The sequence below is a fragment of the Azospirillum baldaniorum genome, from assembly GCF_003119195.2.
GTDB classification, from domain to species: domain Bacteria; phylum Pseudomonadota; class Alphaproteobacteria; order Azospirillales; family Azospirillaceae; genus Azospirillum; species Azospirillum baldaniorum.
Genome location: NZ_CP022262.1, coordinates 618245 through 634540 on the forward strand (window position 1 = coordinate 618245; position 16296 = coordinate 634540).

16 protein-coding genes, 1 tRNA gene and 1 riboswitch are annotated in these 16296 nt (G+C 68.6%); of the genes, 8 read left to right on the forward strand and 9 right to left on the reverse strand.

Annotated elements, in window-relative coordinates:
• Positions 1-25 precede the first annotated feature (25 nt).
• From thiG to mgtE, 4 genes are all read right to left on the reverse strand, one after another.
• A complete protein-coding gene (gene thiG, locus Sp245p_RS34150) occupies positions 26-796 on the reverse strand; it encodes a thiazole synthase (RefSeq protein ID WP_014199888.1) in 771 nt (256 codons plus the stop codon).
• A 46-nt stretch (positions 797-842) separates the two neighbouring features.
• Positions 843-1052 carry a sulfur carrier protein ThiS gene (gene thiS / locus Sp245p_RS34155; RefSeq protein ID WP_014199889.1) on the reverse strand — a complete coding sequence of 70 codons (210 nt, stop codon included), beginning with the start codon at positions 1050-1052 and terminating at the stop codon, positions 843-845.
• Positions 1049-2233, reverse strand: a complete 1185-nt coding sequence (thiO, locus tag Sp245p_RS34160; protein ID WP_052584562.1) for a glycine oxidase ThiO — start codon at positions 2231-2233, stop codon at positions 1049-1051. Before thiO ends, thiS begins: the two co-directional genes overlap by 4 nt.
• Positions 2225-2328: riboswitch (TPP riboswitch) on the reverse strand. It overlaps the preceding gene by 9 nt.
• 46 nt (positions 2329-2374) lie before the next feature.
• Positions 2375-3814, reverse strand: a complete 1440-nt coding sequence (gene mgtE / locus Sp245p_RS34165; protein ID WP_014199892.1) for a magnesium transporter — start codon at positions 3812-3814, stop codon at positions 2375-2377.
• Positions 3815-4110: 296 nt separating this feature from the next.
• On the opposite strand from mgtE, the gene Sp245p_RS34170 reads away from it, so the two are divergent.
• Positions 4111-4413, forward strand: a complete 303-nt coding sequence (locus Sp245p_RS34170; protein WP_014199893.1) for an STAS domain-containing protein — start codon at positions 4111-4113, stop codon at positions 4411-4413.
• Positions 4414-4547: 134 nt separating this feature from the next.
• On the opposite strand, the gene Sp245p_RS34175 is transcribed toward Sp245p_RS34170, so the two are convergent.
• Positions 4548-4634: transfer RNA gene (locus Sp245p_RS34175), tRNA-Leu, on the reverse strand.
• A gap of 125 nt (positions 4635-4759) precedes the next feature.
• Between Sp245p_RS34175 and lipB the strand changes: the two genes are divergently transcribed.
• Positions 4760-5488: a lipoyl(octanoyl) transferase LipB gene (gene lipB / locus Sp245p_RS34180; RefSeq protein WP_014199895.1), complete on the forward strand. Its 729-nt coding sequence runs from the start codon at positions 4760-4762 to the stop codon at positions 5486-5488.
• 3 nt (positions 5489-5491) lie between these two features.
• Here lipB and Sp245p_RS34185 read toward each other — a convergent pair whose 3' ends face one another.
• Together Sp245p_RS34185 and Sp245p_RS34190 are read right to left on the reverse strand one after the other, a co-directional pair.
• On the reverse strand, positions 5492-5950 hold the full coding sequence (locus Sp245p_RS34185) for a hypothetical protein (protein ID WP_109139319.1): 459 nt from the start codon (positions 5948-5950) through the stop codon (positions 5492-5494).
• A gap of 134 nt (positions 5951-6084) precedes the next feature.
• Positions 6085-7524, reverse strand: coding sequence for an aldehyde dehydrogenase family protein (locus tag Sp245p_RS34190; RefSeq protein WP_014199897.1), 1440 nt, complete (start codon positions 7522-7524; stop codon positions 6085-6087).
• A 336-nt stretch (positions 7525-7860) separates the two neighbouring features.
• Between Sp245p_RS34190 and Sp245p_RS34195 the strand changes: the two genes are divergently transcribed.
• The 6 genes from Sp245p_RS34195 to argE all read left to right on the forward strand — a co-directional run bounded on the left by Sp245p_RS34195 (position 7861) and on the right by argE (position 14695).
• A complete protein-coding gene (locus tag Sp245p_RS34195) occupies positions 7861-9459 on the forward strand; it encodes an ABC transporter substrate-binding protein (protein ID WP_040138116.1) in 1599 nt (532 codons plus the stop codon).
• A gap of 159 nt (positions 9460-9618) precedes the next feature.
• Entirely contained in the window at positions 9619-10596 is a 978-nt protein-coding gene (locus Sp245p_RS34200; RefSeq protein ID WP_014199899.1) for an ABC transporter permease, read from the forward strand.
• Entirely contained in the window at positions 10593-11495 is a 903-nt protein-coding gene (locus tag Sp245p_RS34205) for an ABC transporter permease (protein ID WP_014199900.1), read from the forward strand. Before Sp245p_RS34200 ends, Sp245p_RS34205 begins: the two co-directional genes overlap by 4 nt.
• A gap of 13 nt (positions 11496-11508) precedes the next feature.
• Positions 11509-12498 carry an ABC transporter ATP-binding protein gene (locus Sp245p_RS34210; RefSeq protein ID WP_041814343.1) on the forward strand — a complete coding sequence of 330 codons (990 nt, stop codon included), beginning with the start codon at positions 11509-11511 and terminating at the stop codon, positions 12496-12498.
• Positions 12495-13502, forward strand: a complete 1008-nt coding sequence (locus Sp245p_RS34215) for an ABC transporter ATP-binding protein (RefSeq protein ID WP_041814346.1) — start codon at positions 12495-12497, stop codon at positions 13500-13502. Before Sp245p_RS34210 ends, Sp245p_RS34215 begins: the two co-directional genes overlap by 4 nt.
• A complete protein-coding gene (argE, locus tag Sp245p_RS34220) occupies positions 13499-14695 on the forward strand; it encodes an acetylornithine deacetylase (protein ID WP_014199901.1) in 1197 nt (398 codons plus the stop codon). Before Sp245p_RS34215 ends, argE begins: the two co-directional genes overlap by 4 nt.
• 84 nt (positions 14696-14779) lie before the next feature.
• On the opposite strand, the gene Sp245p_RS34225 is transcribed toward argE, so the two are convergent.
• Together Sp245p_RS34225 and Sp245p_RS34230 are read right to left on the reverse strand one after the other, a co-directional pair.
• The gene (locus Sp245p_RS34225) at positions 14780-15037 is read right to left on the reverse strand and encodes a hypothetical protein (RefSeq protein WP_014199902.1); all 258 of its coding nucleotides are present in this window, start codon (positions 15035-15037) and stop codon (positions 14780-14782) included.
• Between the two features lie 336 nt (positions 15038-15373).
• Entirely contained in the window at positions 15374-16201 is an 828-nt protein-coding gene (locus Sp245p_RS34230; protein ID WP_014199903.1) for an SDR family oxidoreductase, read from the reverse strand.
• Positions 16202-16296: the final 95 nt, after the last annotated feature.

Here is a 16296-nt window from a genome sequence, read left to right on the forward strand (position 1 = left end):
GGGCGGCCCTTACCCTGCGCCAGCCTTACGTTCCGATCAAGCCGAGCTGCGGGCTCGACGCCTCCGCGAAGGCTCGTTTCGGCATGCGCCCGGCCAGACGGGCCGCCCGCCCCGCCGCCACCGCGTCGCGCATCGCCGCCGCCATGCGCACCGGATCGCGCGCCTTCGACACCGCGGTGTTCAGCAGCACGGCGGCACAGCCCAGCTCCATCGCCAGGGCGGCGTCCGACGCCGTGCCGATTCCGGCGTCCAGGACCACCGGCACCGGGCTGCGCGCGCAGATCGTCTCGATGGCGTGCGGGTTGCGGATGCCCAACCCCGAGCCGATGAAGGCGCCCAGCGGCATCACCGCCGCAGCACCCAGGTCGGCGAGCTTGCGGCAGGTCACCGGATCGTCGTTGCAGTAGGGCAGAACGGTGAAGCCGTCGGCCACCAATTCCTCGGTCGCGCGCAGCAGCTCCTCGACGTCGGGGTAGAGCAGCTCGCGGTCGCCGATGACCTCCAGCTTGATCCAGTCCACGCCCAGCGCCTCGCGGGCGAGTTGCGCGGTCAGCACCGCCTCCTTGGCGGTCAGGCAACCGGCGGTGTTGGGCAGCAGCCCGGCGCGGTCGCCGATGACGTCGACGAGGCTTTCCGAATAGCCGTCCAGGCTGATGCGCCGGATGGCCAGCGTGACCAGTTCGCTGCCGCTGGCCTCCAGCGCGTCCAGCATGACCTGCTGGTTCGGATAACCGGCGGTGCCGAGAAACAGGCGCGAGCGGAACTCACGGCCCGCTATGGTGAGCGTGTCGTTCATGGGTGTTTCCTTGGATGTCGGACCCGCGCTCCGGCGGGTGAGAATTTCAGCCGCCCTGCACGGGACGGATGATCTCCAGGGCGTCGCCCGCGGACAGGGGCGTCTCGTCCCAGCGGCGGGACGGCAGGACGGCGCCGTTGAGGGCGACCGCGACCCCGCGGGTGCCCGCGGCGATTCCCCGCCCGGCCAGCAGGGCGGCGACGGTGGGGGCGGCGAGGTCCTCCTCCCGCCCGTTGACACGGATGCGGGCGCTCATGCCGCGGCCCCCTTCGGCTGGGCGAAGCGGTCGAGCGCGAAGGGGCGGATCACCGGATCGGCCTCCCCGGTCAGGACCAGACGCGCCACCGAATCCGCGGTGACCGGGGTCAGCAGGATGCCGTTGCGGTGGTGCCCGGTGGCGTAGACCAGCCCCTCGACCTCCGAGAGGCCGAGGATCGGGGCGTCGTCGCGGGTGCCCGGGCGGAAGCCGGCCCATGCCTCCTCGATGGGCAGCTCGGCGATGCCCGGCAGGGCGCGCCATGCCCCCTCCAGCAGGGCGAACTGGCCCCCGGCGGTCAGCCGGTCGTCGAACCCGCGCTCCTCCGTCGTGGCGCCGACGAGCAGCCGCCCGTCCAGCCGCGGGATCAGGTAGGTGCCGGGGGTCCACACCACATGGCGCAGCAACGGCAGGCGGGCGTCCATGCGCAGGCAGAGCATCTGTCCCTTCACCGGGCGCACGGGCGGCCGCACCGCCGGAGACAACCCGTCGATCCAGCCCGACCACGCCCCGGCGGCCAGAACCACTTGATCGGCCTCGACCAGACGGTCCTCGACCTGGATACCGACCGCCCGACCACCGCGGACTTCGATGCGGGACACCTCAGCGTATTCGTGCACCACGGCGCCGGCCCGCAGGGCGGCGGCGTGCAGGGCGGTGGCGACCTTGCGGTTGTCGACCTGATGGTCGCCTGCGCAAAACAGCGCGCCGGCGACGCCCGGCTGGAGATAGGGCTCGCGCCGCCGCACCTCCGCCCCGCTCAGCCATTCCACCGGCAGGCCGAGCCTGGTCTGGAAATCGTGCAGGAAGCGCACCTTGGCCGCGTCGTCGGCGTTCAGCGCGATGACCATCGTGCCTTCGCCGCGCAGGTCCACCGCCATGCCGGAAGCGGCCTCCAACTCCGCCGCGAAGGCGGGCCACAGGTCCTGCGATGCGCGGGTCAGCGGCAGAAGGCTCTCTTCGCCGGGTTCGGTCTCGACACAAGCGGCGAGCATGCCGCCCGCGGCGTGGCTGGCGCCCCGGCCGGCAGCGCCGCGGTCGAAGACCTCGACCCGGCAGCCGGCGGCGGCCAGCCTCCAGGCGATGGACAGGCCGATCACCCCGGCGCCGATCACGGCGATGGAGGGCCCTCCAGAAACGGAAAGAGCGGAATCAGAATGAGATAAGGGCGCGGATACCATGCGGCGGCTCCCTTCGCTGGCATTATCCAGACAGGTTCGATGGGTGTGATCTCAGCCGCGTGAGCGCATCCCGCACGGCACCCCAGCCAATGCCCGGATCATCCGGAAGAGAGCCGCCTTTGGCAAGCCCCTTTTCGTTGGTCACAACAACAAAAGCGACGCCAGCCCCAGGAAGGACAGGAAGCCGATGACATCGGTCATGGTGGTCAGGAAGACCGAACTCGCCACCGCCGGATCGACGCCCAGCCGGTCCAGCCCGATGGGAATCAGCACGCCGCACAGGCCGGCGACGAACAGGTTGATGACCATGGCGCAGCCGATGACCAGGCCGATCATCGGCTCGAACCACGTCGCGGCGATGGCCCCCACCAGCGTGGCGAAGACGGCGCCGTTGAGCAGCCCGACCAGAACCTCCTTCCCCACCACGCGGGGCGCGTTGGAGGACGACAGCTCGCGCGTCGCCAGGGCGCGCACCGCTACGGTCAGGGTCTGGGTCCCGGCGTTGCCGCCCATCGAGGCGGTGATCGGCATCAGCACGGCCAGCGCCACGATCTGTTCGATGGTCGCCTCGAACAGCGAGATGACGCCCGCCGCGGCGAAGGCGGTGAACAGATTCACGCCCAGCCAGGAAATGCGCGAGCGCGAGGTCTCCAGAACCGAGCGGTAGATCGAGGTGTCGCCGACGCCGCCCAGCTTGCCGATGTCGTCTTCGGCTTCCTCGTCGATGATGTGGACCACGTCGTCGACGGTGATGACGCCGATCAACCGCCCGCCGGCATCCACCACAGGGGCGGAGACCAGGGCGTATTGGCGGAACAGGTTCGCCACCTCCTCCTGATCCATGGTGGCGGGGATGGTGTCCACCTCCTCCGTCACCAGATCGGCAATGCGGATCGACCGCTTCTGGCGCAGCAGGCGCGACAGCGGCACCGCGCCGACCACCCGGTGCATCGGATCGACGACGAAGATATCGTAGAAGTCCTCCGGCAGCTCGTCGGTGGCGGCACGGACGTAATCGATGGTCTTGCCCACCGTCCAGAACTGCGGCACCGCCACCAGATCGCGCTGCATCAGGCGGCCGGCGGTGTATTCGTCGTAGGTCAGGTTCTCCTGGACCAGCGCGCGGTCGGCGGCCGGCAGATTCTCCAGCACCTCGCGCCGGGTGTCCTCGTCCAGGTCCTCGATGACGTCGACGGCGTCGTCGGTGTCCAGCTCCGCGACGGCGGCGGCCAGCTCCTTCGGTTCGAACAGCTCGACGATCTCTTCGCGGAGATCGGGGTTGAGGTAGCTCAGCACCTCGCCGTCGAAGTCGGGACGCAGGACACCGATCAGCGCCTCCCGGTCATCGTGACCGAGCTGCTCGATCAGGTCGGCGATGTCGGCGGGGTGAAGCTTGTCCACCTCCGCGCGCAGATCGTCGCGCCGTCCGGCGTGCAGCCGTTCGACGATCTCCTCCACGAACTCCGGCTCAACACCATAGGCGCGCTCCTCCTCGCCGTCCTCGCGGGGCGGGGCGGGGCGTTCGGCCGGGTGCGGCACATCGTCCTGGATACGATCCGGTTCCTGGCGGTCGGTGTGCATGGCGGCACCCTCCCTGTACGATGGCAATGCGGCGTGACGGCATGGTCCTGCGATCGGCCGACCATGGCGCACCGGCGTTTGCGGGTTGGTGGGGAGCCCTTGCGGGTTCCCGCCGGGGCGCCCACCGAATATAGGTGTGACACCGCTTTGTCCAGCGCGGCGGGCCATTCCCTGGCCTCCGGCCTCTCGCGCAATGCTTGCGTGGGCTGCGCAATTCGTGCACCCATAATGCCAACGGGGCTTTTCACCCCGCGCGGGCAGCGAAAAACAGACACCACCGGCCAACGGATGTGACGATGGAGTACGCCTACACCGACATCGACGGTCAGGAAGGGATCATGCTGTCGGGGCGTTTCACCTACGATGACAGCCGCAAGTTCCATGATCTGCTGGCGGACTGGGACATCGGCGCGCGGCCCGAGGTGCGGTTGGACCTGCGCTACATGACCTTCCTGGACTCCGCGGCGATCGGCATGCTGTTCGTCCTGGCCAACCGCTGCCGCGACGCGAAGGGGCTGGTGACGGTGCACAATGCACAACCTTACATTGTGCAGACCATGCGCCGCGTGGCGCTCGACCAGTATGTGGAGTTCCGCTGAGGACGAGGGCTCCGAGAGGATGGTCCTGATCGTGGCGGCCTGGAAACGGAAGTCTGAAAACGAAAAAGCCCGCTGTGGTCCGATGGACCGGCGGGCTTTTCGTTTGTTTGCCTGAACCCCCCGTTTCCGGGGGATGGTGCGGTCGAGAAGACTCGAACTTCCACGGCATCTCTGCCACAGCGACCTCAACGCTGCGCGTCTACCAATTCCGCCACGACCGCACAAGGCTGGTAGAACCGAGGAGGGAAGTGCTCCCCTCATCGGGTGGAGCGGGGGAATAGCAGATCCCCATCGCCCGATCAAGCGGTGTCTCGCGTTTTTGCCAAAGAAAGTTCATAACATCGGCATGACCGATCTCACCGCCCCTATTCCGCCCGCCGCCGATGCCGCTGCCACCGCCAATGCCCTCCCGGCGCGAGCGGTGGAGTGGCGCATCAGCGACACGCCCGTCCCCTACCCCGACGCGCTGGCCGAAATGGAGGCGCGCGTCGAGGCCATCCGCGCCGGCGCCGCGCCGGAGCTGGTCTGGCTGCTGGAGCATCCGCCCCTTTACACCGCCGGCACCAGCGCGCGGGAGGAAGACCTGCTGGAGCCGGGCCGCTTCCCCGTCTATCAGGCCGGGCGCGGCGGGCAGTTCACCTACCACGGGCCCGGGCAGCGCGTGGCCTACGTGATGCTGGACCTGAAGACGCGCGGCGCCGACATCCGCGCCTTCGTCCACGACCTTGAGGAGTGGCTGATCCGCACGCTGGCCGCCTTCAACATCCGCGGCGAACGGCGGGAGGGCCGCGTCGGCATCTGGGTGGACAAGCAGCCCTACGGCGGCGCGCCCGGCCAGGAGGACAAGATTGCCGCGATCGGCGTGCGCGTGCGCCGTTGGGTCAGTTTCCACGGCGTCGCCCTGAACGTCGAGCCGGACCTGTCGCACTTCGCCGGCATCGTCCCCTGCGGCATCAGCGAGCATGGGGTGACCTCCATCGTCGCGCTCGGCCACCTCGTCACCATGGAGGATGTGGACGCCGCCATGATCGCCAGCTTCGCGGAGGTCTTCGGCGGCGGGTCGGAAGAAGAATGACCCCTACCGCTTCGTCGCTCCGGCGGGCTGCGCGTCGTTCAGGACGCGCACATCCTCGTTGGTGATCGACACGATGGTGCAGCCGGTGCTGTCGCCGTTGCGGAAGAGATAGATCAGCCGGCGGTTTGCCTGCTTCTTCGGGTCGTGCAGGTTCAGGCCATGGCCGAAGGCGACGCCCAGAACCTCGCCCTTGAAGATGGCGCGGTAGCGCAGGGGCATCTGCTCCCGGAACTGGCGGGCGGCGCAGGCCTTGCTCAGTTCCTTCTCGAAGGTCCCGGCGTGCCGCCAGTCCTGGGAGGAGCGGATCATCACCCATTGCGGCGGCAGCGGGAACTGGACCACCGGCGGCGAGAGCGGCAGGTCATAGCCGCCGGGCGGCACCGGCGGCATGTGTCCCGGCTCCGTCCGGTCGAGCGGCCCCTTGGCCCAGGCCACCCCGCCGCCCAGCGCACCGAGGATCAAAAGGCTTCGGGCTGCGCCGCACAGGAGCCTGAGCGCTGATTCTGGCCTTTTGCCGCTCATCCCAACCTGTTTTCCCCCTCCCGAAACCCTCTCCCGAAGACCGGGAGAGGGAGCATCGAGCGCCGGTCGGCCCCTTACGCCGCCGGTTCGTTGCCGTAGACGGACTTGGTCTCCAGGAACTCCTCGAAACCGACTTCGCCCCACTCGCGCCCGATGCCGGACTGCTTGTAGCCGCCGAAGGGAGCGGCAAGGTCAATGGAGGCGCCGTTCAGATGCACCATGCCGGTGCGCAGGCGCTTCGCCACCGCCCGCGCCTCGTCCACCGTGCCCGCGTAGACATAGCCGGACAGACCATAGAGCGAGTCGTTGGCGCTGCGGATCGCCTCTTCAATGTCCTCGTAGGGGCGGATGGTCAGGACCGGGCCGAAGATCTCCTCGCGCATGATGGTCATGCCGTCGGTGGCGCGGCTGAAGACGGTGGGCTTGGCGTAGAAGCCGCGCTCCAGCCCGTCCGGACGGCCCGGACCGCCGCACAGCAGGGTGGCCCCCTCCTCGATGCCGGCCTGGATCAGGCGCTGCACCCGCTCGTACTGGCGCTGGTTGGCGATCGGGCCGACGCCGGTGCGGTCGCCGCGCGGATCGCCGACCACCAGACGGGCGCAGACCTGGGCGGCGATCGTCTCCGCCTCGTCCAGGCGGGAGGCCGGGACATACATGCGCGACGGCGCGTTGCAGCTCTGCCCGGTGTTGGACATCATCGACCGTACGCCGTGGGTCACCGCCTTGGTCAGATCGGCGCTCTCGCAGATGATGTTGGCGGACTTGCCGCCCAGTTCCAGCGACACGCGCTTGATGCTGTCGGCGGCGTTGTGGGAGACCGACGCCCCGGCGCGGGTGGAGCCGGTCAGCGACACCATGTCGACCAGCGGGTGCGAGGCCAGGACCGGGCCGACCACCGCGCCGTCACCGTAGAACATGTTGAAGACGCCCGCCGGAACCCCGGCCTCGTGCAGGATCTCGGCGAAGATCCAGGCCGAATAGGGGGCGAACTCGCTGGGCTTCAACACCATCGTGCAGCCGGTGGCGAGCGCCGGGGCGACCTTGCAGGCGATCTGGTTGATCGGCCAGTTCCACGGCGTGATCATGGCGCAGACGCCGACCGGCTCGCGCAGGATGCGGGTGGTGCCGCGGGTCCGCTCGAACGGGTATTCGCGGGCGGCCTCCAGAGCCGTCTTGAAATGGGCCAGCCCCATGAAGGCCTGCGCCGGCTTTGACAACGCCGCCAGCGGCGCGCCCATCTCCTCGGTGATGGCGTCGGCCACCTCGTCCATGCGCTTCTCGAAGAGCGCGCAGACGGCGGCCAGCAGCTCCAGCCGCTCGTTCAGGGGGGTGCGGGAAAAGCCGTCGAAGGCGGCGTGGGCCGCCGCCACCGCGCGTTGCGCGTCCTCCGGCCCGCCGAGCGCCACGGTGCCCGACACCTGCTCCGTCGCCGGGTTCAACACCTCCATCACGGTGGCGCCCGCCGCGGGTTCGGTCCAGGCGCCGCCGATGTAGAAGGATTGGCAGGTCTTCATCTCTAATCCCCTTGCTCTCTTCGTTGGCATTTTCGGGTGAAACGATCCTGCCCCGTCCGGAGCCGTTTGCCAAAGCTTTCCATCGGGAAAAACCGGATAGGTCAGAAGACCGGACCCTGTTGACAGATCAATGGTTTCACGGTCTGATCGTTGAACACATACATGCCGCCGCCCCGCTTGCGGCGAGCCGAACGACAAGAATCGGGCCGCAACAACCGTGGCCCAAGGGCTGGGAGCCTGCTTCACGGGTACAAATCAAACGTACAATCAGGGGGACGAGGGATGGCCTTACGTGATCGGCATCGGCGTCTTGCGGATGCGCTGCGTTCCGGAACCTTGAAACAAGTCCTGCCGGCGGCGGCCTGCCTGGCCCTGCTGGCCGCGGCCCCAACGCCGTCTCAGGCCGCAACCCTGACGGTCGGCACCTCGGCGGAGCCGAGCGCGCTCGACCCGCACTACCACAACCTCGGCCCCAACACGCGCGCCCGCAAGCATGTGTTCGAATCTCTGGTCAGCATGGACGCCAAGATGCGGCTCCAGCCCGAACTGGCGGAAAGCTGGCGCGCCATCGACGAGACGACCTGGGAATTCAAGCTGCGCAAGGGCGTGAAGTTCCACGACGGCACCGAGTTCACGGCGCAGGACTTCGTCTACACGGTCTGCCGCATCCCGAACGTCGCCAACAGCCCCTCCTCCTTCACCGTCTATACCAAGGGCATCGCGGGGATCGAGGCGCCGGACCCGCACACCCTGATCATCAAGACCGGCAAGCCCTATCCGCTTCTGCCGGTGGAGCTGTCGACCTTCGGCATCATCTCCGCCAAGGCGGCGGGCGGCGAGGCCGTCACCTTCGACAAGGCGGGCTGCAAGGCCGATTCCTGGCCGACCACGCAGGCCTTCAACGACGGCTCGCTGATGATCGGCACCGGGCCGTTCAAGCACAAGTCCTACACCAAGGGCGACCGGCAGGTGCTGGAGCGCAACCCCGACTACTGGGGTCCGCAGGCCGCCTGGGACACGGTGGTCTTCCGCCCGATCACCAGCGACGGGCCGCGCGTCGCCGCCCTGCTCGCCGGTGACGTGGACATGATCGAATCGCCCCCCGTGCAGGACATCGAGCGGCTGAAGTCCGCCCCCAACGTCTCCCTGGCCCAGGCCCAGTCGAACCGCGTGATCTATCTGGCGCTGGGCGTGCAGGACACCCCGCCGACCATCACCGGCACCGACGGCAAGAATCCGCTGAAGGACCCGAAGGTGCGCAAGGCGCTGTCGCTGGCGGTGGACCGCGACGCCATCGTGAAGCGCATCATGATGGGCGTGGCGGAGCCGGCGAATCAGTACCTCCCCGCCGGCTTCTATGGCAACAACCCGGAGGTCACCGTCGCCACCGACGCCAACAAGGCCAAGCAGCTCCTCGCCGAGGCCGGCTACCCGAAGGGCTTCCAGCTCACCCTCGGCACGCCGAACGACCGCTACATCAACGACGACAAGGTGGCCCAGGCGGTCGCCCAGATGTTCACCCGCATCGGCGTGCAGACGCAGGTCGACGCGACCACCGCCAACGTCTTCTTCTCCAAGCGCAACAAGCAGGAATACAGCGTCTTCCTGGCCGGCTGGGGCGCCGATTCCGGCGAGATGTCGTCGCCGCTGAAGGCGCTGATCGCCACGCCGATCAAGGAGAAGGGCTACGGCACCACCAACTACACCAGCTATTCCGACCCGGAGCTGGACGGCATGCTGGACACGGCGCTGGCGACCGTGGACGACGCCAAGCGGGAGAAGCTGCTCCAGGCCGCGGTGAAGCGGGCGGTGGACGCCGACATCATCATTCCCCTGCATTACGAGGTGACGGTCTGGGCGATGAAGAAGGGGCTGAGCTACGAACCGCGCGCCGACCAGTACACGCTGGCCCAGAAGGTGACCCCGGCGAAGTAGCAAAGGTGGAGCGGTCCTCCATTTCCCCTCTCCCCTCTGGGGAGAGGGTTAGGGTGAGGGGGTTCCGCTTCTGCCGAACGCTCCGCAACGCGCATCCCCCTCACCGGCCCTCCGGGCCACCCTCTCCCCAGAGGGGAGAGGGTTAAGGGGCTAAAATCCATGCTTGTCTTCATCCTCCGGCGGCTGGCGCAGAGCGCGGTCGTCGTGGTGGCGATGTCGGTGCTGGTCTTCGCCGGCATCTTCGCCATCGGCAACCCCATCGACGTGCTCATCAGCCCCGAGGCCGACGCGTTCGAACGCGCCGCCGCCATCGCCCGGCTGGGGCTCGACAAGCCCATGCACGAGCAGTTCATCCGCTTCGTGGACAGCGCGCTCGACGGCGACCTCGGCACCAGCTTCGTGCACGGAGTACCGGCGCTCGGCCTCGTGCTGCAGCGCTTCCCGGCAACGCTGGAGCTGGCGCTCTGCGCCATGCTGGTGGCCGTGGTGCTGGGCATCCCGCTGGGGCTGTGGGCCGGGCTGAAGCCGGACAGCTTGGCCGGGCGGGTCATCATGACCGGCTCGATCCTCGGCTTCTCGCTGCCCACCTTCTGGGTGGGCATGATGCTCATCATGGCCTTCGCGGTGACTCTGGGTTGGCTGCCGGCGGGCGGGCGCGGCGAGACGGCCAGCCTGTTCGGCGTGCAGTGGAGCTTTCTGACCGCCGATGGGCTGGCCCATCTGATCCTGCCCGCGGTCAATCTGGCCCTGTTCAAGCTGTCGCTGGTCATCCGTCTGGCCCGCGCCGGCACGCGGGAGGTCGCCTTGCAGGACTATGTGAAGTTCGCCCGCGCCAAGGGGCTGGCGCCCGCGCGGGTGGTCGGGGTGCACATCCTGAAGAACATCATGATCCCGGTGGTCACCGTCCTCGGGCTGGAGCTGGGCAGCGTCATCGCCTTCTCGGTGGTCACGGAATCGGTCTTCGCCTGGCCGGGTATGGGCAAGCTGCTGATCGACAGCATCCTCCAGCTCGACCGCCCGGTGGTGATCGCCTACCTGCTGGTGACGGTGCTGCTGTTCGTCGTCATCAACCTGATCGTCGATCTGGTCTATTCGCTGCTCGACCCGCGAATCCGGCTGGGCGGAGGGCGGGCATGAGCAGCGTCGTTGCCAAGGCCCCGCCGGTCGAGACGCCCTTCCTGCGGCTGGCGCGGGACTTCGCGCGGTCGCGCACGGCGCTGGCCGGGCTGGCGGTGCTGGTGCTGATCGTGCTCGCCGCCCTGCTCGCCCGCTGGGTGGTGCCGCAGGACCCCTACGATCTCGCCCAGCTCGACATTCTGGACAGCATGATGGCACCGGGATCGCTGGGCGGCGGCGGCTGGACCTATTGGCTGGGCACCGACGACCAGGGGCGCGACATGCTGTCGGCCATTGTCTTCGGCCTGCGCACCAGCCTGCTGGTCGGGGTGGTCGCCACGCTGATCGCGCTCGCCGTCGGGGTGGCGGTCGGGCTGCTCGCCGCCTATGCGGGGGATCGGGTGGACGGGCTGGTCATGCGGCTGGTCGACATCCAGCTCTCCTTTCCGGCCATCCTGATCGCGCTGATCCTGTTGGCCCTGCTGGGCAAGGGGGTCGACAAGGTCATCGTCGCGCTGGCCGCCGTGCAGTGGGCCTACTACGCGCGCACCATCCGGGGCTCCGCCCTGGTGGAACGGCGCAAGGAGTACATCGAGGCCGCGCAATGCCTTGCCCTGCCCCACCGGCGGATCATGATGCGCCACCTGCTGCCCAACTGCCTGCCGCCGCTGATCGTCGTGGCGACGGTGCAGGTCGCCCACGCCATCGCGCTGGAGGCGACGCTGAGCTTCCTCGGCGTCGGCGTGCCGGTGACCCAGCCATCGCTGGGGATGCTGATCGCGTCGGGCTACCAGTACATGCTCTCAGGCGATTACTGGGTCAGCCTGTTCCCCGGCCTCGCCCTGCTGGTCACCATCGTGGCGATCAATCTGGTGGGGGACCGGCTGCGCGACGTCCTCAACCCGCGGCTCAATCATTGAGAGGGGGCACGCGATGACCGCACCTCTGCTGCGCGTCGACGGGCTGAAGACCCATTTCCTGACCCGCGCCGGCACCGTGAAGGCGGTGGACGGGGTCGACCTGCGGCTCGACCGCGGCGAGATCCTCGGGCTAGTCGGCGAGTCCGGCTCCGGCAAGTCGGTGACCGGGCAATCCATTCTCGGCCTCGTCGATCCGCCGGGCCAAGTGGTCGGCGGCCGGGTGCTGTTCCAAGGCGAGGATCTGGTGGGCGCCGGGGAGAAGCGGCTGCGCGCCATCCGCGGGCGGCGCATCGCCATGATCTTCCAGGACCCGATGATGACGCTGAACCCGGTGCTGAGCATCGGCACCCAGATGGTCGAGGCCGTACGGGCTCATGACAAGGTCAGCCGGGCGGAGGCGTGGGAGCGCTCGCGCCGGGCGCTGGCCCGCGTCGGCATCGCCTCGCCCGACGAGCGGCTGGCGTCCTATCCGCACCAGTTCTCCGGCGGGATGCGTCAGCGCGTCGCCATCGCCATCGCCCTTCTGCACTCCCCCGACCTGATCATCGCCGACGAGCCGACCACCGCGCTCGACGTCACCATCCAGGCGCAGATCCTGTTCGAGGTGCAGACGCTCTGCCGCGAGACGGGGACGGCGCTGATCTGGGTGACCCACGACCTCGCCGTCGTGTCGGCGCTGGCCGACCGGGTGGCGGTGATGTACGCCGGGCGGGTGGTGGAGACCGGGACGGTGGCCGAGATCATCGGCAACCCGCGCCACCCCTACACCCGCGGCCTGCTGGAGTCGGTGCCCAGCCGCAACCGGCGCGGCGTGCCGCTGCGCTCCATCCCCGGCATGACGCCCTCCGTCCTCGACCTGCCGGAGGGCTGCGCCTTCCGCCCGCGCTGCGACCGGTCCACCGGAGCCTGCACTGTGATGCCGGAGCTGAGCGGTGAGCGGGAGGACCGCGCCTGGCGCTGCTGGAACCCCGTCGCGGCCGAAGTCCGGGGAGACGCCGCATGACCACTCCCCCGATCATCGAGCTGAATGGGCTGACCAAACGCTTCTCGCGCAAGCTGGACGTGGTGGAGCGCTTCGCCCGCCGGCTGGGGGCGGCCATCGACGACCGGGCGGTGCAGGCGGTCAGCGGCGTCGACCTGTCCATCGCCGAGGGCGAGGTGGTCGGGCTGGTCGGCGAATCCGGCTGCGGCAAGAGCACGCTGGGCCGCATGGTCGCCGGCATCCTGCCGCCCAGCGCCGGCACCCTGCGCTGGCGCGGCCGCGACCTGCGGGAGCTGTCCCCGGCCGACCGCCATCACGCCAACCTGAAGATCCAGATGGTCTTCCAGGACCCCATGGCATCGCTCAACCCGCGCCTGCGCGTGGCCGACATCGTCGGCGAGGCGCCGGTGGTCCATGGGCTGGTGCCGCGGAGGGAGGCGGAGGACTATGTGGCCGCGACCTTGCGGCAGGTCGGGCTGGACCCCGCCTATCTGCGGCGCTACCCGCACCAGTTCTCCGGCGGGCAGCGGCAGCGCATCGGCATCGCCCGCGCGCTGGCGGTGAAGCCGGACGTGCTGGTCTGCGACGAGTCGGTGGCGGCGCTCGACGTGTCGATCCAGGCGCAGATCATCAATCTGTTCATGCGCCTGCGCGAAGAGCTGTCGCTGACCTATCTCTTCATCAGCCACGACCTGGGCGTCGTGGAACACATTTCCGACCGCACCGCGATCATGTATCTTGGACGAATCGTGGAGTTGGCCCCGACACCGGAGCTGTTCGACAAACCCAATCATCCCTATGCCAAGGCGCTGTTGGACGAGGCGCCGCGCGTGTCCGTGGAGAAGCGGCGGTTCGCGCCGATCCGCGGAGAGATTCCATCGCCCCTCGACCCGCCGTCGGGCTGCGCCTTTCATCCGCGCTGCCCACACGCGATGCCACGCTGTTCAGCGGAACGCCCGGCCCTGCGCGAGATCGCGCCCCGGCGCTGGTCCGCCTGCCATCTGAACGAAACCACAGGTCCATGATGCCCTCACCCGATCCCGCCGGCCCATCCGCGTGCAGCCCGCGCACGCTGGAGCTGCTGCGCGACCTGATCGCCTTCGACACGACCAGCCGCAACTCCAACCTCGACCTGATCCACTACATCCGCGACCATCTCGCGGAGTTGGGCGTGTCCAGCACGCTGGTGTTCAACGAGGAGCGGACCAAGGCCAACCTCTACGCCACCATCGGCCCGATGGACCGCGGCGGCGTCTGCCTGTCCGGCCACACCGACGTGGTGCCGGTGGACGACCAGGACTGGTCCAGCGACCCCTTCACCCTGACGGAGCGCGACGGCAAGCTGTTCGGGCGCGGCACGGCGGACATGAAGGGCTTCATCGCGGCGGCGCTGGCCATGGCGCCGGACTTCCTAGCCGCCAACCTGACGACGCCGGTCCATTACGCCTTCTCCTACGACGAGGAGCTGGGCTGCCTCGGCGTGCCCGGCCTGCTGACCCAGCTCGCCGGGATGGCGGTCAAGCCGCGCCTGTGCATCGTCGGCGAGCCGACGCGGATGCGGGTGATCGTCGGCCACAAGGGCAAGGTGGCGCTGCGCTGCCGCGTCCACGGCCACGCCTGCCACTCTTCGCTCGCCCCGCAGGGGGTGAACGCCGTGGAGTACGCGGCGGAGCTGGTGTCGTTCCTGCGCGGGATGGGCCGCCGCTTCGCCGAGCAGGGGCCGTTCGACCACGATTACGATATTCCCTACACCACGGTGCACACCGGGGTGATGGAGGGCGGCACCGCCCGCAACATCGTCCCCTCCGACGCCTCCTTCGAGTTCGAGATCCGGCATCTCGCCGACCATCCGGTGGCGCCGATGCTGAAGGAGCTGCGGGACTTCGCCAAGACGTTGGAACCGGAGATGCGCGCCGTCCGCCCCGATGCCGGATTCTCCTGGGAAACCCTGTCGGACAGCCCGGCGCTCGACACCCCGCCGGAGTCGGAGGAGGTGACGCTGGTCAAGAACCTCGCCGAGCAGAACGGCCACGGCAAGGTGGCTTTCGGCACGGAGGGCGCTCTGTTCACCAGCATCGCCAACATCCCCGCCGTGGTTTGCGGCCCCGGCGACATCGAGCAGGCCCACAAGCCCGACGAGTATGTGGAGCTGAGCGAACTCGCCCGCGCCGAGCGTTTCCTGCACCGGCTGAGGGATGCCGCGAAGAAGGGGCTGTAACAAAGGGGCCTGTAACGCGGAAGGGCCGGAGCGTTGCCGCTCCGGCCCCCTTCACAATGTCCCTGGACCGTTGCGCTTCGCCGGTCAGTGGACCTCCACGCTGACGATGGCCGGCAGGGTGCGCAGGAAGTCGGCACCCGTGTCGGTCGCCTCGACGACGAGGTGACCGCAGCGGTCGTGCCCGCGCAGGCGGGCCTCCGCGCCCATGCCGGCGGTGCGCAGCACCTCCGACAGGTCGGACACCGCGGTGCGAACCCAGGCCCGATGCTCGGCCAAGCTCTTGTACGCCGTTGCTTCCGAGTGATTCAGGGTAACGGTAAAGGTGTGCAGCTCGATGGTCATAAGAGCTCCGGAATGAACCGATTGTTCTGGGACAAGCTCAGTGTTTGACGCTGTTCGAGCATCCGCTCCGCCCCAACCGGACGGTGTGTGAAAACAAGCTGGAAAGGGACGTGCGGACACTTGCCGGTTGGCGGATTGAATCCGGGGATCAGCCGATCGGCGAAAAGGGTCCCTTTCGATTTGGGGAGCAAACAAACCGCAGTGTAATCGAAACCGGCGGCCGATGCTTGTGATATCGTGGGAACGCTGCTCTGCGCCAAGAGCGTTCACAGGACGCAAAAGGGGTAGCCACGGCACGGCCACTTCGACAGATTTCATGGCCCCGTTGGACCGCCCTCAATCCAGGAAGATGTCCGGCGCCAGCGGGACGCCCGGCTTGACCGCGTAGGGCTCCAGGTCGGTAACGCCCTCCTCCGCCAGCACCTCGTCGTCGATGAAGAAGTGTCCGGTGCAGGTCCTGGCGTCGCGGGTCAGGATGGCGTGGGCGGCGTCGGCCAGGATCTCCGGCTTGCGGCAATTGTCGAACTCGGCTGCGCCCTTCAGCATGGCGATGGCCGCCGTGCCGATGATGGTGCGCGGCCACAGGGAATTCACGGCGACCTTGCCGCGGAACTCGGCGCTCATGCCCAGCGTGCACAGGCTCATCGCGTATTTGGCGATGGTGTAGGCGGTGTGGTGCTGGAACCAGCGCGGATTGAGGTTCAGCGGCGGCGACAGGGTCAGGATGTGCGGGTTCTCCGCCTTCAGCAGATGCGGCAGGCAGGCCTGGGCGCAGGCGAAGGTGCCCCGCCCGTTGACCCCCATCATCAGGTCCCAGCGCTTCAGCGGCGTGTCCAGCGTGCCGGTCAGGCTGATCGCGCTGGCGTTGTTGACCAGGATGTCGACGCCGCCGAACGCCTCCACCGTGCGGGCCACCGCCTCGGCCACCTGGGCGTCGTCGCGGATATCGCAGAGGATCGGCAGCGCCTTGCCACCGGCGGCCTCGACCTCCTCCGCGGCGGAGAAGATGGTGCCGGGCAGCTTGGGGTGCGGCTCCGACGTCTTGGCGGCGATGACGACGTTGGCGCCGTCGCGGGCGGCGCGCAGCGCGATCGCCTTGCCGATGCCCCGGCTGGCGCCGGTGATGAACAGGGTCTTGCCCTTCAGCGTGCGGGTGTCCGTCATGTCGCTTCCCTCCCCATGGTTCTTCCGCCGCAGTTGGCCGGTTGCCGGCGATGCTATCACACATCCCCCGCGACTCGTCCAGACGCATGCGTCAT

Coding starts and splice junctions, on each gene's coding strand:
- thiG (WP_014199888.1), bottom strand. CDS start 796: ATGAACGACACGCTCACCATAGCGGGCCGTGAGTTCCGCTCGCGCCTG.
- thiS (WP_014199889.1), bottom strand. CDS start 1,052: ATGAGCGCCCGCATCCGTGTCAACGGGCGGGAGGAGGACCTCGCCGCC.
- thiO (WP_052584562.1), bottom strand. CDS start 2,233: ATGGTATCCGCGCCCTTATCTCATTCTGATTCCGCTCTTTCCGTTTCT.
- mgtE (WP_014199892.1), bottom strand. CDS start 3,814: ATGCACACCGACCGCCAGGAACCGGATCGTATCCAGGACGATGTGCCG.
- Sp245p_RS34170 (WP_014199893.1), top strand. CDS start 4,111: ATGGAGTACGCCTACACCGACATCGACGGTCAGGAAGGGATCATGCTG.
- lipB (WP_014199895.1), top strand. CDS start 4,760: ATGACCGATCTCACCGCCCCTATTCCGCCCGCCGCCGATGCCGCTGCC.
- Sp245p_RS34190 (WP_014199897.1), bottom strand. CDS start 7,524: ATGAAGACCTGCCAATCCTTCTACATCGGCGGCGCCTGGACCGAACCC.
- Sp245p_RS34200 (WP_014199899.1), top strand. CDS start 9,619: ATGCTTGTCTTCATCCTCCGGCGGCTGGCGCAGAGCGCGGTCGTCGTG.
- Sp245p_RS34205 (WP_014199900.1), top strand. CDS start 10,593: ATGAGCAGCGTCGTTGCCAAGGCCCCGCCGGTCGAGACGCCCTTCCTG.
- Sp245p_RS34210 (WP_041814343.1), top strand. CDS start 11,509: ATGACCGCACCTCTGCTGCGCGTCGACGGGCTGAAGACCCATTTCCTG.
- Sp245p_RS34215 (WP_041814346.1), top strand. CDS start 12,495: ATGACCACTCCCCCGATCATCGAGCTGAATGGGCTGACCAAACGCTTC.
- argE (WP_014199901.1), top strand. CDS start 13,499: ATGATGCCCTCACCCGATCCCGCCGGCCCATCCGCGTGCAGCCCGCGC.
- Sp245p_RS34225 (WP_014199902.1), bottom strand. CDS start 15,037: ATGACCATCGAGCTGCACACCTTTACCGTTACCCTGAATCACTCGGAA.
- Sp245p_RS34230 (WP_014199903.1), bottom strand. CDS start 16,201: ATGACGGACACCCGCACGCTGAAGGGCAAGACCCTGTTCATCACCGGC.